Source organism: Vibrio jasicida 090810c (assembly GCF_002887615.1).
GTDB lineage: Bacteria > Pseudomonadota > Gammaproteobacteria > Enterobacterales > Vibrionaceae > Vibrio > Vibrio jasicida.
Genome location: NZ_CP025793.1, coordinates 2,191,722 through 2,216,788, shown reverse-complemented (window position 1 = coordinate 2,216,788; position 25,067 = coordinate 2,191,722). Strand labels below are relative to the sequence as shown.

General features: G+C 46.4%; 23 protein-coding genes. 12 read left to right on the top strand and 11 right to left on the bottom strand.

The window, feature by feature from the left end; all coding sequences use genetic code 11:
• The first annotated feature begins 73 nt into the window (after positions 1 to 73).
• The gene (yjjG, locus tag C1S73_RS27330; protein ID WP_038868567.1) at positions 74 to 748 is read left to right on the top strand and encodes a pyrimidine 5'-nucleotidase; all 675 of its coding nucleotides are present in this window, start codon (positions 74 to 76) and stop codon (positions 746 to 748) included.
• A 113-nt stretch (positions 749 to 861) separates the two neighbouring features.
• Positions 862 to 1,875 (top strand): IS110 family RNA-guided transposase, encoded by a 1,014-nt coding sequence (locus tag C1S73_RS27325; RefSeq protein WP_102778931.1) that lies wholly within the window; start codon positions 862 to 864, stop codon positions 1,873 to 1,875.
• Positions 1,876 to 2,156: 281 nt separating this feature from the next.
• On the opposite strand, the gene C1S73_RS27320 is transcribed toward C1S73_RS27325, so the two are convergent.
• The gene (locus C1S73_RS27320; RefSeq protein WP_005442324.1) at positions 2,157 to 2,648 is read right to left on the bottom strand and encodes a hypothetical protein; all 492 of its coding nucleotides are present in this window, start codon (positions 2,646 to 2,648) and stop codon (positions 2,157 to 2,159) included.
• 259 nt (positions 2,649 to 2,907) lie between these two features.
• Here C1S73_RS27320 and C1S73_RS27315 point away from each other — a divergent pair, with 259 nt between their 5' ends.
• A complete protein-coding gene (locus C1S73_RS27315; protein WP_038873125.1) occupies positions 2,908 to 3,447 on the top strand; it encodes an NUDIX domain-containing protein in 540 nt (179 codons plus the stop codon).
• A gap of 136 nt (positions 3,448 to 3,583) precedes the next feature.
• On the opposite strand, the gene C1S73_RS27310 is transcribed toward C1S73_RS27315, so the two are convergent.
• Genes C1S73_RS27310 through C1S73_RS27300 form a run of 3 tightly spaced genes read right to left on the bottom strand, consistent with a single transcriptional unit; the run spans position 3,584 to position 4,719 of the window.
• Positions 3,584 to 4,006, bottom strand: a complete 423-nt coding sequence (locus C1S73_RS27310) for a hypothetical protein (protein ID WP_038873130.1) — start codon at positions 4,004 to 4,006, stop codon at positions 3,584 to 3,586.
• Between the two features lie 35 nt (positions 4,007 to 4,041).
• Positions 4,042 to 4,362 (bottom strand): DUF4377 domain-containing protein, encoded by a 321-nt coding sequence (locus C1S73_RS27305; protein ID WP_038873133.1) that lies wholly within the window; start codon positions 4,360 to 4,362, stop codon positions 4,042 to 4,044.
• A gap of 18 nt (positions 4,363 to 4,380) precedes the next feature.
• Positions 4,381 to 4,719, bottom strand: a complete 339-nt coding sequence (locus C1S73_RS27300; protein WP_038873136.1) for a hypothetical protein — start codon at positions 4,717 to 4,719, stop codon at positions 4,381 to 4,383.
• Between the two features lie 182 nt (positions 4,720 to 4,901).
• Between C1S73_RS27300 and C1S73_RS27295 the strand changes: the two genes are divergently transcribed.
• Positions 4,902 to 5,405, top strand: a complete 504-nt coding sequence (locus C1S73_RS27295; RefSeq protein ID WP_038873139.1) for a hypothetical protein — start codon at positions 4,902 to 4,904, stop codon at positions 5,403 to 5,405.
• On the opposite strand, the gene C1S73_RS27290 is transcribed toward C1S73_RS27295, so the two are convergent.
• The gene (locus C1S73_RS27290; protein ID WP_038873162.1) at positions 5,402 to 6,253 is read right to left on the bottom strand and encodes a DUF3626 domain-containing protein; all 852 of its coding nucleotides are present in this window, start codon (positions 6,251 to 6,253) and stop codon (positions 5,402 to 5,404) included. The genes C1S73_RS27295 and C1S73_RS27290 overlap by 4 nt on opposite strands.
• A 127-nt stretch (positions 6,254 to 6,380) precedes the next feature.
• Positions 6,381 to 7,640 carry an SGNH/GDSL hydrolase family protein gene (locus C1S73_RS27285; RefSeq protein WP_102778996.1) on the bottom strand — a complete coding sequence of 420 codons (1,260 nt, stop codon included), beginning with the start codon at positions 7,638 to 7,640 and terminating at the stop codon, positions 6,381 to 6,383.
• Positions 7,641 to 8,074: 434 nt separating this feature from the next.
• On the opposite strand from C1S73_RS27285, the gene C1S73_RS27280 reads away from it, so the two are divergent.
• Both C1S73_RS27280 and C1S73_RS27275 read left to right on the top strand, forming a co-directional pair.
• Positions 8,075 to 10,450, top strand: coding sequence for a S8 family serine peptidase (locus C1S73_RS27280; RefSeq protein WP_038873145.1), 2,376 nt, complete (start codon positions 8,075 to 8,077; stop codon positions 10,448 to 10,450).
• Between the two features lie 9 nt (positions 10,451 to 10,459).
• Positions 10,460 to 10,822, top strand: a complete 363-nt coding sequence (locus C1S73_RS27275) for a hypothetical protein (protein WP_038873148.1) — start codon at positions 10,460 to 10,462, stop codon at positions 10,820 to 10,822.
• A gap of 86 nt (positions 10,823 to 10,908) precedes the next feature.
• Here C1S73_RS27275 and phnX read toward each other — a convergent pair whose 3' ends face one another.
• From phnX to phnW, 3 genes are all read right to left on the bottom strand, one after another.
• On the bottom strand, positions 10,909 to 11,724 hold the full coding sequence (gene phnX / locus C1S73_RS27270) for a phosphonoacetaldehyde hydrolase (protein WP_038873151.1): 816 nt from the start codon (positions 11,722 to 11,724) through the stop codon (positions 10,909 to 10,911).
• A 357-nt stretch (positions 11,725 to 12,081) separates the two neighbouring features.
• A complete protein-coding gene (locus C1S73_RS27265; RefSeq protein ID WP_038873154.1) occupies positions 12,082 to 13,461 on the bottom strand; it encodes an aspartate aminotransferase family protein in 1,380 nt (459 codons plus the stop codon).
• 26 nt (positions 13,462 to 13,487) lie between these two features.
• A complete protein-coding gene (phnW, locus tag C1S73_RS27260; RefSeq protein WP_038873158.1) occupies positions 13,488 to 14,591 on the bottom strand; it encodes a 2-aminoethylphosphonate--pyruvate transaminase in 1,104 nt (367 codons plus the stop codon).
• A gap of 266 nt (positions 14,592 to 14,857) precedes the next feature.
• Here phnW and C1S73_RS27255 point away from each other — a divergent pair, with 266 nt between their 5' ends.
• The 5 genes from C1S73_RS27255 to C1S73_RS27225 all read left to right on the top strand — a co-directional run bounded on the left by C1S73_RS27255 (position 14,858) and on the right by C1S73_RS27225 (position 22,385).
• Positions 14,858 to 15,868, top strand: coding sequence for a putative 2-aminoethylphosphonate ABC transporter substrate-binding protein (locus C1S73_RS27255; RefSeq protein WP_102778995.1), 1,011 nt, complete (start codon positions 14,858 to 14,860; stop codon positions 15,866 to 15,868).
• 1,999 nt (positions 15,869 to 17,867) lie between these two features.
• Complete coding sequence (locus tag C1S73_RS27240; RefSeq protein WP_005432488.1) at positions 17,868 to 18,974, top strand: putative 2-aminoethylphosphonate ABC transporter ATP-binding protein; 1,107 nt, start codon at positions 17,868 to 17,870, stop codon at positions 18,972 to 18,974.
• A gap of 8 nt (positions 18,975 to 18,982) precedes the next feature.
• A complete protein-coding gene (locus tag C1S73_RS27235; protein ID WP_038868233.1) occupies positions 18,983 to 20,707 on the top strand; it encodes a putative 2-aminoethylphosphonate ABC transporter permease subunit in 1,725 nt (574 codons plus the stop codon).
• A gap of 9 nt (positions 20,708 to 20,716) precedes the next feature.
• On the top strand, positions 20,717 to 21,421 hold the full coding sequence (gene phnR, locus C1S73_RS27230) for a phosphonate utilization transcriptional regulator PhnR (protein WP_005442366.1): 705 nt from the start codon (positions 20,717 to 20,719) through the stop codon (positions 21,419 to 21,421).
• 58 nt (positions 21,422 to 21,479) lie between these two features.
• Positions 21,480 to 22,385, top strand: a complete 906-nt coding sequence (locus C1S73_RS27225) for an EamA family transporter (protein WP_038868236.1) — start codon at positions 21,480 to 21,482, stop codon at positions 22,383 to 22,385.
• 92 nt (positions 22,386 to 22,477) lie between these two features.
• On the opposite strand, the gene C1S73_RS27220 is transcribed toward C1S73_RS27225, so the two are convergent.
• Together C1S73_RS27220 and C1S73_RS27215 are read right to left on the bottom strand one after the other, a co-directional pair.
• Positions 22,478 to 23,029, bottom strand: coding sequence for an outer membrane beta-barrel protein (locus C1S73_RS27220; protein WP_038868237.1), 552 nt, complete (start codon positions 23,027 to 23,029; stop codon positions 22,478 to 22,480).
• Positions 23,030 to 23,066: 37 nt separating this feature from the next.
• Positions 23,067 to 23,972 carry a VirK/YbjX family protein gene (locus tag C1S73_RS27215; RefSeq protein WP_038868239.1) on the bottom strand — a complete coding sequence of 302 codons (906 nt, stop codon included), beginning with the start codon at positions 23,970 to 23,972 and terminating at the stop codon, positions 23,067 to 23,069.
• A 483-nt stretch (positions 23,973 to 24,455) separates the two neighbouring features.
• Here C1S73_RS27215 and C1S73_RS27210 point away from each other — a divergent pair, with 483 nt between their 5' ends.
• Positions 24,456 to 24,815 (top strand): DUF3316 domain-containing protein, encoded by a 360-nt coding sequence (locus tag C1S73_RS27210; protein ID WP_038868241.1) that lies wholly within the window; start codon positions 24,456 to 24,458, stop codon positions 24,813 to 24,815.
• Positions 24,816 to 25,067 lie beyond the last annotated feature (252 nt).

Genomic DNA, 25,067 nt, shown 5'->3' with positions numbered 1-25,067 from the left:
ATAGATATTATCTTCAAGAAGAAAACAATTAGACTATGCGGCAGAAAACGACCTGGATATTGGAAAGAAGAAAATGAAATACGATTGGATCTTGTTTGACGCTGACGAAACCTTGTTTCACTTTGATGCCTTCAAAGGTTTGCAGCTGATGTTTTCTCGCAAAGGCGTAGATTTCACCGAGCAAGATTTTGCGCACTACCAAACGGTCAACAAGCCACTTTGGGTAGATTACCAAGATGGTAAAGTGACGGCAGATGAGCTCAAGCACAAACGCTTTACTGAGTGGGCCGAAAAGCTCAATACCACAACGGCAGATCTCAACACTGCATTCTTAGAAGCGATGGCAGATATCTGTACTTTGTTGCCGGGTGCGAAAGAGTTGATGGAAGCGCTGCAAGGTAAAGCCAAAATGGGCATCATCACCAATGGTTTTACTGAACTGCAAGCGATTCGCCTAGAACGTACAGGTATGAGCGATTACTTCGAGCAAGTGGTGATTTCTGAGCAAGTTGGTATTGCTAAGCCGGATCTGGGTATTTTTGAATACGCGATGACGCAAATGGGCAACCCATGTAAGACGCGCGTATTGATGGTGGGCGATAACCTGCATTCCGATATCTTGGGCGGTAACAACTTTGGTATTGAAACGTGTTGGTTGAACACCACAGGTGCGAGTGTGGATGAGCGTATTGCACCAAGCTACACGGTGGAATCGTTGAACGAGCTTAAGAACATCCTCGTCGCTTAAGCTTAAGCGAACGAATAATCAAAAAAAGCGCTGATTTCTCAGCGCTAATTATATGGTCCGCCTCACTCTCAAGCCCTACGCTTAGAGTAGGCTCTCAGAACGAGGTGAAACATATGTCTACCATTCACATCTTAGGTATCGATTTAGGCAAGCACTGCTTTCATGCGGTTGGCAACAATCACACTGGCAAAGACGTTATTCGCCGTAAGTTTAGTCGAAGCCAACTACTCCGTTTCTTATCTGTACTTGAACCTACCATCATCGCTTTTGAAGCCTGTGGTGGTGCTCACTGGCTTGCGAGAAAGTGTGAAGCCTATGGGCATCGAGTTCGACTTATCCCGCCTCAATATGTAAAACCTTACGTCAAAGGTAATAAGAACGACTTTATTGATGCGGCTGCGATAGCAGAAGCAGCGAGTCGACCAAGCATGAGATTTGTCTCTGCCAAGTCAGAGGAAGCTCAGGTAATCGCAGCTATCCATCGAGTGAGGGATGGTTATATCAAAGAACGAACGGCTTGTATGAGCCGAATTGGAGCAATACTACTTGAGTTTGGGCTGAGTTTTCCTAAAGGCCATGCCAAGATGAAAGCGCTATTTCAGTGGTTGGCCGAGCAAGATATAAAGTTACCACCGAGTCTGGTCGCTGAGTTGCTCTCGATTCATGAGCACTATAAATACCTAAATGAGCAAGTATCTACTCAAGATAGAAAACTGAAAGCGATTACTGAAAATAATGAAAATGCCGAACTTTTGAAGAGTATTCCTGGTATTGGTGATTTAACAGCAACGTTGTGTGTGGCCAATATCAGTTCTCCTTCAAACTTTGGTGGAGGTCGCGAGATGGCAGCATGGCTAGGGCTCGTTCCAAGGCAGTATTCAACGGGTGGCAAATCAAAGTTATTAGGCATGAGTAAACGAGGGAACAAACACCTTCGCGCTCTATTTATACATGGAGCGAGGTCCGTGCTATCTAGGATAGAAACAACAGGAAAAGTGTTTGGAGATTGGTTAGTCAATTTACGAGCAACAAAGCCGTTTAATGTAGTGGTAGTCGCACTTGCCAATAAGCTAGCAAGAATAGCTTGGGCGGTGTTGTACCACCGCCAAGCTTTTAAGGCTGTATAGCCATAACCAAGTTTGCAACGCCAATGAACGTGATGACAAAAACGGTCTATCGGCCAGATTAGTAACCTGATACAAAAAATAGCACCTAGTTGCTTTGGGGCTTTTAAGGATAATCTGGCGCGGATATCATCGTGGAGCTGGGAAGCTAGTGCTCCCAACAAGGACTCCGAATACATTAGCGCAAACCAACTCCGTTATTACTAAATTGTAGTTGCAATAACGGGGCGGACCATACATTTTTGTTTCTATCGATGCTGTTTTGTATTTATCGAGCTTGCTTATTAACTAGCGTTATTTTCAGCCAATTCACGTTGTGCTTGTTGTTCTTTCTCACCAAGTTTGAAGTAAATCTTACCGACGATGACTTCTGAAATCAGGATAGTAAACACCACCGCAAAGAAGGCGACGACACCGTTCCAAGGACCACTAAAGTCAACCTTGTCACCGAACAGAATGTTAATGGCTTCTAGCATTACGAACTTCGAACCGACCAAGATAACGTAAGTCGAGATACCACGGTAAATCTTAGGTGCCGTACCCGGCTTCGATTTAAAGTACTCTGCGATTTTGTGTTCCGCTTTGATAGACAGCTTCAAGAGCAACTGAAGCAGCAATGCCGCGGCGAAAGAAATCGTAAATGAATCAATGGTTACGAAATCCCAATATTCGTCATAGAAGTTCAGTACCGTAAGGTCTACCAATACCGCCAAGGTATAACCAACAAACAGACGTTGTGGAGTGTTGAAACCGTAGACTTTATCCGATGCGCTCATAAGAACCCTCAATCAATAATGAACAAGTTTGCAAAGCCATGCCTTGCGTCGATGGGTTAACTATATGAGTTCCTCGAATTGAAAACTTGCCATTTCGCGCCATCCTAATCATTGCGATGAATGATTGTTTTGATTGGATATATTGAATACCAATAAGCGCGTTGATTTTGAAAACCGTCTACAAACTGACACGCAAACAGCGTTAGAATGGCTTCTAATCCAATAACTAATTTCGAAGAATCAAGCAGTAAGGACTCTCATGGCAGACATCAAGCAGCTCGACAGCAAAGTGGTGTATCAAAACAAATGGATGACGGTACGTGAAGATAAGATCCAACGTCCTAGTGGAGCAGAAGGCATCTACGGTGTAGTCGACAAGCCAGACTGTGCAGCAATTCTGGCGATCGATAACGGCGTGATTCACTTAGTACAGCAGTTTCGTTACACCGTAGGGCAACGTTGTTGGGAAATCCCACAAGGTGCTTGGGAATCAAATCCAGATGCGGATCATCTTGAGCTAGCAAAAGGTGAGCTTCGAGAAGAGACGGGTATGCAAGCCAATAAGATGGAGTACGTTGGTGCGCAGTTTATCGCTTATGGGTTCTTAAACCAGACTTGCCACGTGTACTTCGCGAGTGAGTTGTCTGAAGTAGGCAATCAGTTAGACAGTGAAGAGGAAGACTTGATCACACGCTCGTTCTCCGTTGAAGCGTTCGAGCAAATGATGATAGAGGGTGAAATCAAAGACTGCGTGACTATCGCCGCTTATGGTTTGGCGAAATTGAAAGGTTTGGTGTAAGCAAAACGAAGCTACTAAGTTACCCAAGGTGATAAGCTAAAGGCTCGCGATGAGCCTTTTCGTGTTTAATATTGAGATGACTTAGCGCCGCTTTATATTGCCTCAGGTGCTTATCGCCACAGATGCTGGCGTGATGCTATTCACCGCCACCATCCCCACCGCCGTCTCCTCCAAAGTCTCCACCATCTGCATCGAAATCATCCGAATCGGTAGCGGGCTGTTGTTTGTGGCTGTCTTGAATCTCCGCGTAAGTCAGTAAGGCACTGACGCTCACCAGATCCGTCGCTTGGTCAAATAAGGCAAGTGAGACTTCTGATTGGAATTCAGCATGTTCCCCTAGCTCATGGCTTAGGCCCATCGGCACGTAAGCGGCTTGGCTAATCAACATGCCGTATGCGATCAGGGCAAAGGCATCATCTGTCTTACCATTTTCTTTCAGCGCCCAATCGATCTCTTCCTTCGAGTAATCTGCTTTCTCACCATACTTGAGTGCTAGTTTTGGCGTGATGTCCTTTGCTACCTCACGAATTTGGCGGTTTCGTTTCCAATTTCCAAACATAAAACTTCCTTTTCTATGGGTGGTGAATGTTACGGCTATCGCTTCTCTAACACTTCAATCAGCTCATATCGATACAAGCTCGCATCGGCTGGTGCATTCTCTGGGGTAAATCGCTGAGTACGTTTGATTTTTAACGTGTACTCGGAACCTGATTTAAATTCAAAACCGTCGATTTGGTCATAGAAGTAGTTACCATCGACCACCATGCATTTCATTGGCCCGACACCCACACAATCCACCAATTCTGAACCCACATTGACGGTCATGATTTTTGCGGTGTCATCGGATTCGTGTTGAGCACAGCCAAATAGTGCTGCTGCCATCATAGGCAACATAACATAGCGTTTTAGATTCATTCTTTGCTCCTTAAAGGGTTACCAAATCATCATAGCAAGATTGACGAAAAGTGATGGTAAACCCGCGATAAAAAAGATAAACCCAAGCTGATAGTTTTTGCTTGTGTCTGTCTCGAAATGCTGACGGTCGACCATTGAGTGCACTTTATCCGTGAATTCATCATCGAGGAGCGAATGACGAGAATACATACCGCCCTCCCAAGTCAGTTTTGCTAATACCCAGATGACGACGAGGACAAAAAACAAAAAGTCACTCAATTGGGTCGATTGAAATTGAGGCACAAAGTGAGAAAGTCCAAATACGATCACTGCCGCGACCGCATTTATCAGTACGACTATTTGTAATAATCTAAGCAAACTGATCCCTAGTTATCATTGTTTTATGAAGCAATACATTGACATGATTTATAAAATCTGTCGCTTTGTATTCTTGTTTTAGAGGGTGTAAATCACAAGCAAAAACGATTAAAAAGATGACCTTGAACTTTGCGTTAAGGTCTTTATAGTATTCCATTCACATATCTTGGCGGAGCAGTAACGTGAAATTATTGGCAGATAAAACGGGCGAGCAATTTTTGCAAATTTTAGATGAGCAAGCTGACGCATTAACGGTGCAATTTATCTCCAACGAAGGCGAGCCAAAAGGACAACCATTCAAAGACTCTCTCAAAGGGTTGAAGCTAGCTGGGTGGTCTCATCGCACGACGTCCACTGCGATTGGTTTATCGCGTTTTAAAAAGGGGTATCTCGAAGATGCGCATGTGAGCTTTGCGCTGCATCGTTTGTATCCTTTGGGACGCAAAATAAAACTGCCAAGCGGCGAGATTGTGCAAATCGCCAGCTACGCCAATACCCACGCAAATGGCTATTACATGTTTGTTCGCCGCGATGATGAGCAAGAGTTGGTGCGCATGAAGATGTCACCAGATTGGCTGTTAATGCCATCAGAGAAGTTACTTGCTCTGCCGTATTATCCGCGCCCTCGCACTCAACAAGAGCTTAACGTGATCGACGATTTCGACAAATGGGCTGGTGGCTTTTAATCGCCAGTCTGTCGATAATCAAACCCAAATCGCGCTAAGTAGTGCCAGACTTTCTTCAAGTCTTGCTCGTCAAACGCTTTTACTTTTACCGCTTCACCAATAATGCGTGGCGTTAGCATGCCATTTTCTGCAACCTGATTTGCGATGTCTAAAATGGCTTGTCCTCGATAATCTGGATAAAGATTGATGTCTTCTATTGAGACACAAAAACCACTATGCCAACGAATCTCAACTGGTAACTCACGAGCGTAACCTTCTACCTCAGTGCCTTTAAATGAAGGGTCGAGCACCAAGGCTTGAATATCTTCCTTCAAGTGCAAATCGCCGTGGATTTGAGTTTCGATATAGGCGTCCAACCTGTCTGGCGCTTGTGCGTTTAACTCATCCAACAAGGGGTGAATGCGTTCAATAGTGGCGAAGTGCTCTGGCTCGAAGAAGCTATCTGGATAACAAAATGTCGCTCGCTTGCTGATCTCTGGTTTCAATAAGAAGTAGCTAGAACCAAATCTTGGTGATGCGCCAACTTCTGAACTAGAGAAGTTTAACGCGCCATACTTTGGGCGTTGATTTGGTTGGCTATTGTCGTAAACACCATCAAACACGCGCTGCTCCCAACGCCAACGCTCCCCACCTTCGTAAGCCGTCAGTCCGCCGTTGCTTGTACCGGTTTCAAATTGGGATTTGAGCTTACCATCTTGGGCTATTGCTTTAAGCAGCGGTTCGCCCTCAGAAGTGGTTCGATCGGGATGAAAGTTGATGGTCACTGCGAAAGGATGTGACTGCGGTACTCCTGCGGATTTCGAGCGAATCACATCAAGAGCGCGTTGAGTAAATGGATGATCGAGCACGACATTGACCTCTGGTTTTTCTTTCAACTTACCGAGTTCAGCCTGCTAATTCAATCTCAGACTATGAATGTAAAGAGAGATTTAGAGGACAGAACCTCTCAATATTTGAGAGGTTCTAATAGACCGCTTAGAAAGGGTGGTTTGATAGCTGATCACTGCTTTCTAGCATCTTCTCTGCTACGTAGCGATGCGTGGCCGTAGTTGGGTGAGTCACATCCCAGAATACAAACTTGTCTGAGCCCGAAGAGGCACACTCAGAACGTAGCGAATGTTTGTACAAGTAGTCTGCTGCCGATGAGCGATTGATGTCTTGGCAGGCTTGGCTTGCATTTACAAACCCATGTTGCTCAGGGTTTGCTGTTAGGCCTTCAAACAGTGCATGAGTATCGTGCAATGTGATGTTTAAACCTTGCGCTGAGTAGTAATCAGCTTGTGCTTTGATAAATTCGTTCATCTCAAGAATTTTTGCTCGAATAGTTGCGATCTCTTCTTGAGTGGAATACTTAAACTGAGGCGCATACGTGGCATCGGGTAGCGTCATCAGGAGAAAGTTTTCTGCGCCTGCATCCGTCAGCTTGATCAAAGCTTCAGCGTAGTCTGATTTTACCTCTGGAACGCTGCGGTTATAGTTCATAAAATCATTCAAACCGAACTCAAGGGTAAATAAGGTATTGGCTGGTTTGTAGTTTTTTGCCAGTTTCGCATACGCTAAGTAAGAGGAAACTTGCTCACCCACTCCTGTCAGAGCGATGTATTGGTTTTCACCCGCAGCGCCACCTACAGCCCAGTTGTAGAGCGGTAGGTTCTTCGCCTGAGCAATGTACTCTGTCCATACAAACCCGTTAGAGAAATGCCCTAAGAACCAGCTATTTGGATTCGGGAAGCGCCATTGTGATGCGTTAAAGATGTTGCCCGTGTCCGACAAGCTATCGCCCAACGCGACCACTTTGTTGATCTGATCTGGCTGCATTACAGGATCGTTACTCCAGATCGAATGATTGTATGACCAACGATTATCAGCGGCAAAGAAAGTGATATCGGCGTTTTCATTCGCTAGATCGAGCGTTTCTTCACAACGTTGTTTGATAACATTTTGTGGCGTATCGGTATAGAACATGTTTTTGAATGAGAGTGCGTTCCACCAATAACCGTTAATAGTGAAGTAGCTGCCATCTGGGTTTTCTGCCCATTCCCAATCAGTTGCTGGGTCATCGTGTGAATAACTAGTTCGATACCAGCAGCGAACGTATGTGTAAGTTTGCTTGTCTTGTGTGCTTCTTACTTGTGAAGCACTGATCATCTCCGGAGACAGTGTTGATTCGGCAGCGTGAGCAAGATTGAGTGGTAGTAATAATGCACTAAGTAACGTAATGGTTTTGTTCATGATTCACTCTCTATAATGATTATCGTCATGATTTAGATGAGAAGTTATCTCATCAACTCTCCTCATTCTGGGTAAATACGCTATTCAGTCAAATATCTAATTATTCAAATTGTCAATTTTGGTACCGCAATCGTATTTCAATAGATTTGGTAAATAGAACAATTTTATAAAATCTAGAATAATTACTCACTAACATTAATTTAACATGCACTTTTCTTGTTAATAAGTAATTGCTTTATAAGTAAATTGGTTGATTTTAAATGTTCACTATTTCTGTTTATTAAATGATCTTTTATTAACAATTATGTATTCATAAAATGAATTGTTTGGATTTTTTAACAAATAACCTATAGCTGAATAACTCATGTTAATGAGGTTTGAATGACTTTTCATGAGTAAAAAGTGAATAAAAATCAGCTCAACAAGGAATAGAGCAAATGCATCACACAACAACTAAATTAAATGGCTTGTTTTCATTGTCTGCCGTTGCAGTAGCACTGACATTTTCGATGTCAGCGCATGCGGCTCCTCTAACGGGGTTCGACGAATCTAACTTGCCGACCAAATACATCGTCAAATTTAAAGAAGATACGTCCAGTCCTTCAGCATTGGGTGGGAACTCATTCTGGGGGCCACGCATCGCGCAAGAGTCGGTATTAGATCAGCTCAAAGCGCGTAAAGTGGAAAAGCTAGGAAACCGCGCGATCTACAGCGTGGAGATGGAAGACTCGGAATTGGGGCAATTGCGTAACCGCAGCGATGTGGAATACGTTGAAATTGACCCACCGCGTTATCTGTTAAGTGAGACTATCCCTTGGGGCTATGAGGCGGTGAACGCTCAGCTTCTGGATGACTCGAACGCAGGGAATCGCACCGTGTGTATCATCGACTCGGGTTACGATCTGGCGCACAACGATCTGAGTGGTAACCGAGTGTCGGGTACAAACGACAGCGGTACCGGCTCTTGGAGTGTTCCGGGGAACAACAACGCTCACGGGACGCACGTAGCAGGTACGATTGCTGCGATTGCCAACACGGAAGGCATCAAAGGTGTTATGCCAAACCAAAACGTGAATTTGCACATCGTAAAGGTGTTCAATGAAGCGGGGTGGGGCTACTCATCCAGCTTGGTGAAAGCGGTACAAACTTGTGCTGACAACGGCGCGAACGTCGTCAACATGAGCCTTGGTGGTAGCCAATCGAGTGTGACGGAGAAAAACGCGTTGCAAACCATTTACGACCAAGGCGTGCTGCTGATTGCCGCTGCGGGTAACGATGGTAATACTGCGCACAGCTACCCAGCGTCTTACGATTCAGTAATGTCGGTTGCGGCAGTGGATGATAAGCGTGATCACGCGGCGTTTTCTCAAGCGACAGACCAAGTTGAAATCGCAGGTCCGGGTGTAGCAATTCTGTCTACGGTGACAGTGGGCGAGGGTAAGCTTTCAGACATTCGCTTGAACGGTGTTAGCCAGTTCGATCGTGGCATCGTTCCTCACAACCGCTTGATCCAATCGGGCGGCAGTTACGGTCCTGATCCAGTAGCCGGTTCCATCACGGCGACACTAGCAAGCTGTGATGTATCCGGTAGCAGCTTCAGCTGTGGCGATATGTCGGGCAAGATCTGTTTGACCGAGCGTGTGAGTAACCAATCATCGGGCAACTACCCAGAAATCGATGCAGTTCAAGCGTGTTACAACGCAGGCGCAAGTGCGGCGATTGTGTACAGTAACTCTGAGCTACCGGGTTTGCAGAATCCTTTCCTCGTCGATCAAAACAACGCGGCGCGTATTGTGTCAGTGACGGTTGATCGTGCCTTCGGTCAGGAACTGTTGGGCTATGTTGGTCAAGACATAACCGTATCGACCACCAAGGGTGAAGACTACGAGTACTACAACGGTACTTCGATGGCTACGCCGCACGTAACGGGTGTTGCGGGTTTGGTGTGGAGCTACCATCCAACTTGTACCGCTGCGCAAGTACGTAATGCACTGATCAAGACCGCAACGGACATCGACGTAACAGGTCGTGATAACCGCACTGGTCACGGTCTTGTGAATGCTGAAGCCGCGAAACAATACTTAGACGCAGGTTGTAATGGTCCGGATGGCGGCGGCTCTGGCAACGACAACGTTCTAGAAAATGGCGTGGCGAAGACGCAGCTTTCTGGTGGCAGCAAATCAAGCACTGTATTTGTGTTTGACGTCCCTGCGGATGCAACGCAAGCGACATTCAACATGAGTGGCGGCTCTGGTGATGCTGACCTTTACGTGCGTTTTAATGGCACACCAAGCACCAGCACTTACGACTGTCGTTCATGGGCGGGCGGTAATGGCGAAAGCTGTAGCTTGAACGTATCTGGTGCAGGGCAATATGAAGTATTGGTTTACGGCTACAGTGCGTACTCTGGTGTTTCTCTTGTTGCAGCGCACAACGGTTCGGGCGATTCATCAGGTGGCGGTTCTGCACCTTCTAGCTACACCAACTCGAATGCAGTAGCGATTCCTGACAACAGCTCTGCAGGTATCGTAAGCCCATTAGATGTGGCTCGCTCTGGCGATGCAGGTTCAGTGACTATCGACTTGGATATCACTCACACCTACATTGGCGATCTTCGTGTCACGCTAACGTCACCTGACGGTGGTCAAGTAGTACTGCACGACAATGCGGGTGGTGGTGCAAACGACATTAAAACCAATTTCCAAGCGGATTTCTCTGGTTTTGAATCACAAGGCACATGGGAACTTAAAGCGGTGGACAATGCCAGAAGAGACACAGGCACCATCAACAGTTGGACTCTGACCTTTCAATAAGGAGTGACTATGAAGAAGTTGACCTTACTTTCTTTGTCTGCGGTAGGTGCTACCGCACTATTGGCAATCGGACTGAGCTCAAGCTGCTTGGCAAACAATCAAGGATTTCCTCTCGTGGATGAACGCCAAGATCAAGCCGAGCAGCAACCTGCACGTTACTTTGTTAAGTATCATGAAGGAAAAGAGAGCGAAGTGAGAGCGCTTCTTCGTCAGCACAACATTGAAGTGGTCGACGCTCTGGTGAAACAACACGTGTTGGTTGTGGTGGGTGAACAGGCGGAAGTCGATAAGCTCGCGGATCAAGATGCGGTCGAATACACCGAGCAAGAGCCGACAAGGAAGCTGCTATCTAATGGAAGTACGCTTCAATAAGCCTAGCCTCTTTAAGATAGCGTCAAAAAGAAAAACGCCCCTCACGTGAGGGGCGTTTGTTTTCATTTATTGGTGGAAGATGAAGATTACGGACGTTCACCTGCTGCTAGGCGACGTTCGATATCTGCAACTACTTCTGGGAAGTCAGCAATCGTATCGATGAGGTAGTGCGGCGAGCTCATGAGCAATTTTGCACGCGCTTTTTCACGAGCAGCATTAAGTGTTGTTTCGTCCGCAGCTTGGTATTCCTCAAATGTCAGACCCGCTTCGTTACCAGAAAGCAGCAGACCAACGGTCCACATACCGGCGTTGTGACCTTCATCGATGCCCGGGGCGGCGTCATCCACTTTGATACACGCATTAACGTCGGTAACATTCAGCTCAATCACGTTCTTCAGTGCCATAAATGGTGCTGGGCGACCACCTTGAGGCAGGTCATCCGTTGCTACCACGTAATCCGGTTTGTAACCGTAATCCGCTGCCACTGGAATCAGCACGTCCATCACTTCGCGAGGGTAACCAGAACAAGAACCGATCTTGATGCCTTTGTCTTTCAGACCGTTTACAACGTCAATCGCATTAAGGATTGGGTCTGCATGGTCAGCCACTTTTGCTTTTTGCAGAGGCATGAATGCCGCGTAGATAGCGTCGATGTCTTCGCTGGTCATTGAGCGACCAAACTTATCATTCCAACGCTTATCAACCGCAGGAATGCGACCCACAGCTTGGATGTGATCCCATTTACCAAGCCCCATTGGTTCGCGAGCTTCTTCAAGGTTGATATCAAAATCAAAACCTTGTTTGAATGCTTCTACAAAGATGCTGGTTGGCGCAAAAGAGCCGAAATCGACGATAGTGCCAGCCCAGTCAAAGATCACTGCTTGAATTGGTGAGTTGCTCATGTTCAATCCTTTTTCTTGCTTACTAGAGCGCTTGCCTACACGTTGGAACCGCGCTCTGGGTAAATGGGTTTTTGTTGAGGTCTATTGACTCTAGGTTTTGTTGACCTTTTGCGGTTAAATTTTGTTCGAGATAAAAGCGTTTTAATCGCGGCGAGAGGTTTGTAGCCTAGTCATTCTAAGCACAACACCTCACAACAAAGAGTAAAACGCTTTTAGCCGAACCCTTCGGGCAGCGTTTGTGGTTCCTTTCTTCTGCGTTATCGGCTTATCAGGTAGAACAGCTACAACTCAAAGCCTCTGCCTTGCATAAAGAACCCACAAACTGCTGCAAAAATCAGCTCAAAAGGTCAACAAAACCTAAATGTAGTTAAAGTCTTTACACACTTTGGCGATGGCTTCTTCGAAAATTGCCAACGCTTCTGTTAGTTGTTCGCGAGTGATGATCAGCGGTGGGCTGAGTTGAATCACGTTACCTTGAGACACCTTGAAGCTCACGCCGTTGTTGAGGCATTGGTACAACACAGCTTCCGCTTCGTCATACGCGCGTGCTTTGCTTTCGTGGTCAGTGACCAGTTCAATGCCCCATAACATGCCGATGCCACGCACATCACCAATCACTGGGTATTTGGCTTTCATCTCTAGCAGCTTTTCACGCATGAACTGGCTGTCGGCTTTGGCTTTATCTAGCAAGTCGTCTTGCTCAATGGCTTCCATGGTTGCCAGTGCTGCAGCACAACCGATAGGGCTTTTCTCATGAGTGTAATGACCCATGGAGATTTGCTCAGCAGTGTTGTATTTGTCTTTGGTTACCATGGCAGCGATAGGCACTAACCCTCCGCCCAAACCTTTACCGATGCAGAGCATATCTGGCTCGATGTCATAGGCTTGGTAGGTAAACCATTCACCACTGCGACCCATGCCATTCGGGATGTCGTCGATGATCAACATGACATTGTGTTTGTCACAGATTTCGCGAATGCGTTTCCAGTAGGCTTTGCTCGGCACTTGTACGTCGGTATTACGAACTGCTTCTGCGATAAACGCGCCCACGCCGCCTTCTTTCTCAATCACGTATTCGAGGTAATCGGCGTAATGCACATCGCTGCCGTCCGCGACTGGGAAAGCACCGCGGTAAGACACCGCTGGTGGAATGCGCTCAACACCTGCCATTAATGGTCCCATACCTTGGCGGAAACACGCTTCGCCACCTACTGAAATGGCATCCAATGATGCGCCGTGGAAGGAGTCCCACAACGACACCACCTTGTAGTTGCCCGTGATGTGGCGTGCTAATTTAAGAGCCATACCAACCGCAGATGTGCCACCCGGAGCAAACAGCACGCGGTTCAATTCGCCGCCACAGATTTGGGTGAGTTTTTCGGCACATTCAATCGCAGTTTCATTGGTAAAACGACGTGGTGAAAACGGCAGTTTGGAAATTTGCTCTTGCACACGGTTAATCACATGCGGATGACCATAGCCTAGCTGGTGGACGTTATTGCCATGAAAGTCCATGTACTTTTTGCCGGTGGCATCTTGGATGTAGATGCCTTCTGCTGCTTCCAAGGTATCTAAGCAAGGCGTCGACATGGCTTGATGAAGAAAGACCTCCGAATCACGCTTCAATAATGCTTGCGTGCGTTCGTCGTCCATCGATGCATTCCAAGCTTGGCGCGCTGGTGTTGTGTTGACATCGCCTTCGCTGCGGAAATGGGTCGGTTTGATATTCTGAGTCATAACGCTCTCTCAATCAGAAGGCTGCTTTACGCAACTTGCCAGTACATTGCTTTTTCAATTGCACCGATTAAGCGCTCGATATCTGCTGGGTAAACTTCGCCAATGTTGCCGATACGGAAGCAATCTGCGTTCGATACCTTACCCGGATAAATCACAAAACCTTGCTCTTTTAAACGTGTGTAGAACGCTTTGAACTGGTAATCACTGTGCGTCGGAGAGTAGAAAGAAGTGATGATTGGCGAATGAAGGTCATCACTCAGTAGTGGCTCAAACCCCAAAGAGCGCATACCTGCAACCAGTGTTTTCTGGTTAGTCTGGTAGCGGTCGTGACGGGCTTCGATTCCGCCTTCTTGTTCTAGCTCTAACAATGCTTGGTAGAAAGCGCGAACCGTGTGCGTTGGAGACGTAAAACGCCATTTGCCGTGGTTCATTTCCATGCAATGCCATTGGTCGTAAAGATCAAGGCTCAAAGAACGCGCTTGACCTTGGCACTTTTCGAGCTCAGTTTGTTTCGCAATCACAAAGCCAAAGCCCGGCACGCCTTGAATACATTTGTTTGCAGAGCTGATCATAAAATCGATGCCTAGGTCGGCGATATCAATAGGAATGCCACCAAAGCTCGACATGGCATCGAGAATCACCACTTTACTGTGTGCTTTTGCCGCAGAAGCAAATGCCTCAATTGGGTTAAGCATGCCAGTGGTTGTCTCACAGTGAACAATCGCCACGTGTGTGATCGCAGGATCCGATGCCAATGCAGTTTCCACCTCGTTCAAGTGTGGCTGTGATGTTTCGCCTGGGGAAACTACATGGCATGGAATATTTAGGTAATCAGCGATCTGAGCGATACGCGCACCGTAAGCACCGTTGTCGACAACCAACAATTTTCCATCTTTGCCAATGGCGCTGCCTATCGTCGCTTCTACTGATGCGGTGCCGCTACCTTGCATTAGTACGCTGGTGTAGCCGTCTTGCTCCGTCGCCAGTTTTACAAGCTTAGTGCGGATCACTTCTACGACGTCTTTGTTGTATTCATCATCCCAAGTACACCAGTCTTTAAGCATGGCTTTACGTACCGTTTCAGAAGTAGATAGAGGACCTGGAGTCAGTAGTAGGTATTCGTTTTTCATCTCGATTTCCATCAGAATAGGCTAATTGGTCTACACCAAATTTCAAGTTCACTCTAGCTAGGAAGAAAAGGGCAGTAAATAGGCGAATATCCAATTTCATAAAACTTTAATATCCAGAAAATGGCGGATCAATTGAACGATTATTCATCGATAATTTTCGTAAAACTGCCATTTAATGGTCATGAATTCGTCATAAAGGCTCAGTAGGGTGTATATCGTCAACTGGTACAGACCAAATTAAAGCTTAGCCAAATTAACTGGAGAAAATGATGAAAAACCGTTTGATGAAAGGATCGCTGGCTGCACTTGTTTCTCTGCTAGCTACGAATGCAATGGCAGCACAGGAAGTCACGGTTTACACCGCTTTCGAAACTGACATTCTTGCGAAATACAAGTCTGCGTTTGAGAAAGATAACCCAGATATCAAGATTAAGTGGGTTCGCGATTCAACCGGTATCATGACGGCGAAATTGCTGGCAGAAAAGAACAACCCTCAAGCGGAAGTGGTTTGGGGTCTTGCTGGCTCGTCAATGGCACTGCTTAAAGATGAAGGTCTTCTTAAGCCTTACACACCAAAAGGTTTGGAAGAGCTGCATGCGAATCTAAACGACCCTCAATCAAACCAAGCTTGGTTCGGTAACGATGCGTTCTTTAACGCAGTTTGTTTCAACGAAGCGGTAGCGAAACAACTTAACCTACCGAAACCAACGTCTTGGGGAGACCTAACAAAGTCGGTTTACAAAGGTCACATTGCAATGCCGAACCCAGCTTCTTCAGGCACTGGCTATATGCAGGTTTCTGCTTGGCTACAAAACATGGGAGAAGATCAGGCATGGAACTACATGCGTGACTTAGATAAGAACATTGCACACTATACGCACTCGGGCTCTAAACCATGTGTTCAAGCGGGTATGGGTGAAGTGGCTATCGGTATTTCGATGGCAAGCCGCGGCGCGAAGCTGAAAACACAAGGTGCACCACTAGCGGTAATCACACCAAAAGGCATCGGCTGGGAATCAGAAGCCGTTGGTCTAGTAAAAGAGTCGGATGCAGCGAAGCGTGTTGTCGACTGGTCAATCTCTAAAGCAGCAAACGAGCTTTACGTAGAAATGTACCCAGTGGTTGCACATAAAGAAGTGAAAGCGACCGTGTCTAACTTCCCGAACGTTCAAGAGAACATGGCGAAGATGGACTTCGCGCAAATGGGCAGTAAGCGTGCAGAAATCCTAGCTGCATGGTCTGAGAAGTTCGACGCGAAATCAGAGCCAAAGTCTTAATTGAATTTGCTTTGATTTGAATATTGAAATCCACCTCGGTTGAGGTGGATTTTTTGTTTTTAGAAGAGGCGAGAGTCAAAAGCCTTAAAGCAGCAACCCCACCTAACCTCCCCTTGGCTTCAACTTCGGGAGACTACAATAGTCATGCTGGTAAAGGGGAGGGATTGGTTCTGCATTCGCGGATAATTTAATTCACAATGCAACATCCAACGGGCTTCAAGTAGATTCTGAATACTCGCCCAGGCTCTTTCAGAATGACGTTGGGAAAGCACGGAGCTCACCGCAGCAAAGAACAGCTCTCCCCCTTGATAACCGCATTCAAATGCTTGGCAAATCATGTCAAGAAAAGGGGGAGTTGGAGGGGGTTGGAAGCACCTAACTCAACGTTAAACCATCAACCCCACCTAACCTCTCCTTGGCTTCAACTTCGGGAGACTACAATAGTCATGCTGGTAAAGGGGAGGGACTGGTTCTGCATTCGCGGATAGTTTAATTCACAATGCAACATCTAACGGGCTTCAAGTAGATTCTGAATACTCGCCTAGGCTCTTTCAGAATGACGTTGGGAAAGCACGGAACTCACCGCAGCAAAGAACAGCTCTCCCCCTTGATAACCACATTCAAATGCTTGGCAAATCATGTCAAGAAAAGGGGGAGTTGGAGGGGGTTGTAGGCACCGAACCTAGCATTAAACCACCAACCCCACCTAACCTCCCTTTGGCTTCAACTTCGCGGGACTACAACAGTCATGCTGGTAAAGGGGAGGGACTGGTTCTGCATTCGCGGATAGTTTAATTCACAATGCAACATCCAACGCGCTTCAAGTAGATTCTGAATACTCGCCCAGGCTCTTTCAGAATGACGTTGGGAAAGCACGGAGCTCACCGCAGCAAAGAACAGATCTCCCCCTTGATAACCGCATTCAAATGCTTGGCAAACCATGTCGAGAGAAGGGGGGAGTTGGAGGGGGTTGTAGGCACCGAACCTAGCGTTAAACCACCAACCCCACCTAACCTCCCTTTGGCTTTAATTTCGGGGGACTACAGCAATCATGCTGGTAAAGGGGAGGGATTGGTTCTGTATTCGCGGATAATTTAATTCACAATGCAACATCCAACGCGCTTCGAGTAGATTCTGAATACTCGCCTAGACTCCTCCAGAATGACGTCGGGAAAGCACGGAGCTCACCGCATCAAAGAACAGCTCTCCCCCTTGATAACCGCATTCAAATGCTTGGCAAATCATGTCAAGAAAAGGGGGAGTTGGAGGGGGTTGGAAGCACCTAACTCAACGTTAAACCATCAACCCCACCTAGCCTCCCCTTGGCTTTACCTACGGGGGACTATAATAGTCATGCTGGTAAAGGGGAGGGACTGGTTCTGCATTCGCGGATAGTTTAATTCACAATGCAACATCACTACGCGCTTCAAGTAGATTATGAATACTCGTCTAGGCTCCTTCAGAATGACGTTGGGAAAGCACGGAGCGCATCGCAGCAAAGAACAGCTCTCCCCCTTGATAATGACATTCAAATGCTTGGCAAAGCATGTCGAGAAAAGGGGGAGTTGGAGGGGGTTGGAAGCACATAACTCAACGTTAAACCACCAACCCCACCTAACCTCCCCTTGGCTTCAACTTCGGGAAACTATAATAGTCGTGCTGGTAAAGGGGAGGGACTGGTTCTGCATTGGTGGATAATTTAATTCACAATGCAACATCCAACGCGCTTCAAGTAGATTCTGAATACTCGCCTAGGCTCCTTCAGAATGACGTTGGGAAAGCACGGAGCTCACCGCAGCAAAGAAAAGCTCTCCCCCTTGATAACCACATTCAAATGCTTGGCAAATCATGTCAAGAAAAGGGGGAGTTGGAGGGGGTTGCAAGCGTAGAAACAAACCTCATCGCCCTTCATCTATTTGTCATCTTCTGGCTATAAATTTGTCATTGGAACGTAACACTCCAAAACTAAAGTTGGTATATACCATTTGGAGCGTGTGTTATGTCAACTAACCAACATTACCTAAATATCGAAAATGTAGTGAAGCAATTCGGACAGTTCACTGCATTAAAGAAAATCTCGCTAGCGATTGAAAAGGGCGAGTTTGTTTGTTTTCTTGGTCCTTCTGGCTGCGGTAAAACCACTCTGCTACGTGCCATTGCAGGTTTAGACTTGCCAACGTCTGGTGCGATTTTTCAAAACGGTCAAGAGACCACATTCCTACCGCCAGAGAAGCGCGATTTCGGCATCGTATTCCAATCTTACGCGCTGTTTCCGAACCTAACTGTGCAAGAGAACATTGCGGTGGGTTTGAAGAACCAAGGCATGTCGACCAAAGAAGCGTTAGAGAAGGTGGATTATTGGTTAGAAACCATTGGTCTTCCAACCTCCGGCGAGAAATTTCCTAACCAACTTTCTGGTGGTCAACAGCAGCGTGTGGCACTCGCTCGCGCATTAGCGTTGTCTCCGGGTCTACTGTTACTTGATGAGCCGCTGTCAGCGCTGGATGCAAAAGTACGTGTTCACTTACGTGACGAGATTTGTAAGCTGCAACGTAAGCTTGGCATCACCACCATCATGGTTACGCACGATCAGGACGAAGCGCTGTCGATGGCGGATCGTATCGTGGTAATGAACCATGGTGTGATTGAGCAAGTCGGCACACCTCAAGAGATCTACCAACAACCAGCTACGCGCTTTGTCGCTGAGTTTGTCGGCAGCATGAACTTTATAGAAACTTCAGTCGCAACCGACTCCCAAGTGCGCATTGCGGAAACCCTAATGCCAGCGCCAAGCTTGACCAATCGTAAGATCCAACGTGGTGATCGCTTCGACCTTGCGGTGCGTCCTGAAAGCATCAAGTTCGTTGAAAACTACACCAACTCTTTACCTGTGCGAGTTACGGCAACCGAGTTTTTGGGGGCGTTTTTCCGCATTGATTGCGTATTGCAAAACGACAGCTCAACGAAAACCATCGTCGTGGATGTGCCTGTGGAAACGGTTCAAAAACTCAATATCAAGGCGGGCGATGTACGTTACATCCAGTTTGCTGAAGAAGGGCTGCATGGTTACGCCGTGCCCTCGGTTGATAAAGCGCTAGCAGCGTAGGTGTAAACATGGATGCGAAGACAATGACGATGAATAGCCTGACCACACAAGACAAAGCAAAATCCTTACTCGGACGTGTTAGCCGCGACAACCTTGTGTTGTTTGGTTTGCTTGCTGGTTTGTCGACCATGATGGTGTTGTTCATCTTAATGCCGCTTTGGGCAATGTTGACCAAGAGTGTGCAAAATGCCAATGGCGAATTTGTCGGATTGGCAAACTTTGCGACATACTTTTCCTCTTCAAGCTTGTGGGTGTCAGTGGGCAACACCTTCACTTTGGGCGTGATAGTGACCTCGGTAGTGGGTGTGCTTGCGTTCGGTTATGCCTACGCGCTGACTCGTTCATGCATGCCGTTTAAAGGTTTGTTTCAAATTCTAGGTACTGCGCCGATCCTTGCGCCTTCGTTGTTGCCGGCGATCAGTTTGATCTTCCTTTTCGGCAATCAAGGCATTGCTAAAGAGATACTGTTAGGAAACTCGATTTATGGCGTGATTGGTATCTCGATGGGTTTGATTTTCTGGACCTTCCCTCATGCATTGATGATTTTGACCACTTCACTGCGCACTTCAGATGCCCGTTTGTATGAAGCAGCCCGCGCACTTAAAACTTCACCCATCAAAACTTTCTTTATGGTGACGTTACCTGCGGCGAAATACGGTTTGATCAGTACGCTTATCGTCGTCTTTACGCTAGTTATCACGGATTTTGGTGTGCCGAAAGTGATTGGGGGCAGCTACAACGTTTTGGCGACTGACATCTTCAAACAAGTTGTGGGACAGCAAAACTTTGCCATGGGTGCGGTGACAAGCATTATGCTTCTATTCCCTGCGGTAATGGCGTTCGGCGCAGACCGCTGGGTACAGAAAAAACAAAAGAGCTTATTTGACACTCGCTCGGTGCCATATCAGCCAGAGCCCAACAAAGGGCGCGACAGCATTTGTTTGGTTTACTGCAGCATCATTTCTATCGCAGTGTTGGCTGTGCTTGGCATGGCGGTGTATGGCTCGTTAGTTACGTTCTGGCCTTGGAACAAAGCGCTGACGCTAAACAACTACAACTTTGCCGAAATGAGCACTTACGGTTGGAGCCCATTCTTCAACTCGCTAACGCTGGCAGGTTGGACGGCAGTTATTGGTACAGCCATTATCTTTGTCGGTGCTTACTGCATTGAGAAAGGGCGTGCGTTTGGTCCAATTCGTCAGGTGATGCAAATGCTTAGCGTGGTGCCAATGGCGGTTCCGGGTATGGTGCTTGGCTTGGGTTACATCTTTTACTTCAACGATGCGAACAATCCTCTGAACGTACTTTATGGCACCATGGCATTCTTGGTGATTAACACGGTAGTGCATTACTACACAGTGGGTCACATGACCGCCCTGACAGCGCTAAAGCAGTTGCCATCGGAGATTGAAGCCACGGCGGCATCGGTGAAGCTTCCTCAATACAAGTTGTTCTTTAAAGTGACATTACCTGTGTGTTTACCTGCGATTTTGGACATTGCGACTTACTTGTTTGTTAATGCATTGACCACCACTTCTGCGGTAGTATTCCTTTACTCAACTGATACGATTCCGGCTTCGGTCTCAATTCTGAATATGGACGATGCAGGTCAAACTGGCGCTGCAGCAGCGATGGCTGTGATGATCATGATTGCTGCCGCAATTGCGAAGACTGTTCAGATGACTTTGGGTAAATTGTTAGAGAATCGCACACAAGCTTGGCGCAAAAGATAAGGACACTTCGTGCAATACGTAAAAATTAAAGATTCGATTGTTGAACAGATTGAAGCGGGCATGCTATCGCCGCGTCAAAAACTGCCAGCAGAGCGTAAGTTGGCGGAGTCGTTCGATACTACACGCGTCACTCTGCGTGAAGCTTTATCATTGCTAGAAGCGGAAGGTCGAATCTATCGCGAAGATCGCCGAGGTTGGTTTATCTCACCTGAGCCATTGCGTTACGACCCAACCCAAACGCTGAACTTCCCGAACATGGCGAAAGCGCAAAATCGCGTGCCAAAAACGGAGTTGGTCGCAGCAAAAGGAACGTTGGCAAACAAACAAGCGGCGCGCTTGCTGGACTTGCAACCTTTCTCGGACGTGTATCGAGTCGACCGTGTGCGATACCTTGAAGACAGACCTGTGGTATTCGTAACAAACTACATTCGCCCAGAGCTGTTTCCGAACCTGCTGGACTACGATTTATCAAATTCACTGACGGACATTTATCGCGATCATTATGGCGTTACATATCAAAAGATTCGATACCGCATTTCAACCAGCACTTTGTTAGGTGAAATGGCTCAGGCATTGCGCGCGACAGCCGGTACGCCAGCGATGGTGGTCGAGCGCATCAACTACAACCAACACGGCGAGTTGATTGATTGCGATATCGAGTATTGGCGACACGATGCCATCAGCATTGAATCTCTGGCGGAACTCAATCGTTAAGTGGATTATCTAAGGCTCCATCTCGGGGCCTTTATTTTATTCAGACAGGAACATTGAAATGGATTTGTTGGCGATTGGTCTCGTCGTTTTTTCTGCTGTTCTCCATGCGGGTTGGAATATCCTTGGTAAAAGCAATTCTGGCTCTGGGCTCGCGTTTACCATGGCGGCCAGCTTTTCTGCATGTTTCATCCTTACCCCTTATTTGATTTGGTATTTGGTAACCATTGGCTGGGCATCATTACCGAGTGAATTTTGGGGATTGCTGTTCATTAGCGGCATTTCACAAATGGTTTATCTGGTCGGTTTGATTGTCGCTTATAAGCACGCTGATGTGGGGGTGGTTTATCCGATTGCTCGGGCACTGCCTGTGATGATGGTCGGCGCAATCAGTGTTGCATTGGGACATGAATTATCTAGTCAGCAGTGGCTTGGATTCTTACTAATTACTCTTGGTTGTATGCTGGTACCACTGACGAATTTTCGTCAGATGACATTGGGCTCTTATTTGAACGTTGGTGTGTTCTGGGCATTGATTGCCGCAATAGGCACAACGGGTTACTCGGTAGTCGATAAAGAAGCGCTGAGTTTACTCACAGGACAAGCATCAGAGATCTTGAATGATCAGTACAGTGCAATCTTCTACTTGGGCGTGCAGTTTTGGGCGATTGGTATTCCAGCCCTTGTATGGTGCTTAGTTATGGGCAAGCCAGATGAGATTAAGACAGCGTGGCAGATCCGCAAAACAGCCAGCATGGCAGGGGTAATGATGGCATCCACCTACGGCTTGGTGCTGTTTGCGATGACCATGACCGACAACGTGAGCTTGGTCGTAGCACTAAGGCAAATCAGCATTGTGTTTGGATTGTTTATGGGGATTTGGTTTTTGTCTGAGAAATGGTATCTCACCCGAGGGCTTGGCGTTACTTCGATCGTGGCGGGGATCATTCTTGCGTTGACGAACTGACTCGTATTGATGAAAGAAAAAGGCAGCGACTCAGGCCATCGCTGCCTTTTTCTTTTTTAGTTTTTGGGGAAGGGGTAGGAGTATAAGGGACGTCAGAAACGCAATTGAGCGCCGAACATCACGCCACCAGAATCAAAATCACTGTTCTTTGAGTACACATACTCTGCGTTTAAACCAAAGTGCTTGTAGCTCCATCCTAATCCTGCTGCTGCTTCACCACCAACGCTAGTGTGTTCAATGTTTCGGCTCTGTCCATTCACCTTGTAAGTGTACTCAAGGGTGTAGAGCGTCATACCTGCTTTACCATAAAGTTCGAAACCGGCACCAAGTGGATAGCTGGCATAACCGCTTAATCGTGGGCCAGAAAAGCTCGTGTCGGTAACCTCTGAAATTGGGCTTAACAGCGTTGAACCAATACCATCAAACGCCCCTTTGAAGCCCGCTTCAATCCCGAAGTTTTGCGTCGGCATGTATCGGTAATAAACTTCACCAAGAAACATATCACCGGATTCTTCACTTGCGGGGGCGTCATAGCTTACACCGCCATAACCTAGGTTCGTGCCTATGATGTGCTGGCTTGTACTAGCGTTCGCCGATAGGGAAAGAGTCGACAACACCAGAGCAGCAACGAATGAATAACGCATGAACGTTTCTCCTCAGCTTTTTAGCCTTTTAGCTTTTTTAGTTTCTTAGTACTTGTTCGAATGTTGCTTTGGTGTTGTCTAGCCATTCATAACGACGACGGTACATCGAACGTTTAGATCGCGACATACCTTCAATATCACGACGCGGAGCATTCACTGGGAGTGAGTAGAAGTTGCGATCGTACTCAGTACCGCCAAGTTCCTTCCACAATGCATCGTAATCCGTTTTGATTCGTCCTTTGCTATAACGTTTAGCGGCATAAGTGTGTGACTGGGTTTTCACTGCAAGAATGGTTTCAACACCCCAAATCTGAGCCAGAAGATCCAGCAGACTGACCATCAAACTTTTTGGGCGTTGACCGTACAATTTACGAGTCAGCTTTTTGATTTTTTCATTGCTATTTTCGTTGCTGCGTGGGCCTTGTAAGCCACCAATCATGATGCTGCGAGCGCCGTTCTCGTGTCCCAATGTGAACGACAGAGTATAGAAGTGGCCATCTTCTTGGCTGTGTAATACCAAGCTCATGTCGCCTTCTTTTTGGTAGCGAGCTTCATAAACCAATTTGACCGTGTAGAGAATATCCTCGATCTCAAAGGTCATCAGAGTGAGCCCCTTGGCATCGGTATAGATCTGTTTCATTAGATCAGGCGAGACGAGTTCCGACACAGTGTTGTAGTGATCAACCACAAGCGCTGAACGATCAATCGCAGGGCTATTTTTTACGATATACGGACGAAATGGCTTTTCTAAGAAACGATGCGTACGAGAACAAAGCATCTCTAGAAGTGACGCCTCAATATTGTCCGCCAGATAGTTGAATGACTTGCGATAGAACAGTGCACGCGCGATAAACTTAGCGCGGTATGTCCAAATAGGGTGATAGATCTCAGCGTACTCGTCTGAGTAAATGGTTTTGCTGTGATGAAGGATAGATTTATTCATGTCATTTCACTCCAGACTGGCTTTTCGGCGAGCCTAAGTTCGTTATCTGTGCAGTGCCTTGTTGGTCATGGTCGAAAAACACCAAAAGATAAAGAGGACGCCGAGGCATCAAAAGGTGGTGTTCTGGTGTCAGACGCAGTGCCATTACGATCGTTTTGAACGGTGTTCGTTTGTGCAGGATTCTAAGAGAAAAGGGGCAAGAGGTATTGTATGGCTTGGTAAGGGAGTGTCATGGCTGAGTGGCAAAGTAGCCATAAAGGTTTCTTTATAAGACAATAAAAGCTATTTAGTGACTGCTTTTTAAGATATTTTTATTATGAATAATAAATGGCAGTTTTATGCCTTACGTTTAATTAAAAATAACTTGAAAAATAATTGAATGTTTTTTGAAATTAATTTGACGAGCTAAAGGTCTCTATACGTAACCTACATTCATCGAGTATTTGGAACTCGATATTTTAAAAGGTAAGTAAGGAGCATATTATGAAACGTTTAATCTCTCTAGTCAGTCTTATCGTATTAACTGCCACTCCTGTCGCGGCATTCGCTGGTGGTTACCAATGGACGAATAACAGCAAAACGATCCAAGGTAATGTTGTGGATAGTAAGCAAGCTGCCTACGACATGGGTTTTGAAATGATTAAAAACTACCAAAGCAAGTCTTCTAAAGAGCTACGAGATGAGTTTAAGAGTGCATTTGATATGGTAGACCGTCAGTCGTTTTCCATTACTAATGCAAAAGTTACCGTTGATGAGTTTCTTCAAGATAACGGTCAGATTGCCTATCAACCAATATTGAATGTGAAATATGAATACCGCATGCGTGAGCCAGGTAATCGTTAATACATCTACTCGCTAGCAAAATATTTTGTTTTCAATATTATCGTTGCCATATATTTATTCTTATTGAATTTGGGGAGTTTTGCTCCCCTTTTTTATTATTTTAATATACATAATTATGGTGAATGAAATAAATGACTAATTTAGGTTTAATATTTTCTAACGCTCAGCGTCAGTTTTTCTAGCTCGTTGATGATTTGGATCGTTTGTAAAGTGGCAACAAAGCAACATTGTATGCGCACACTTACAAAGGAT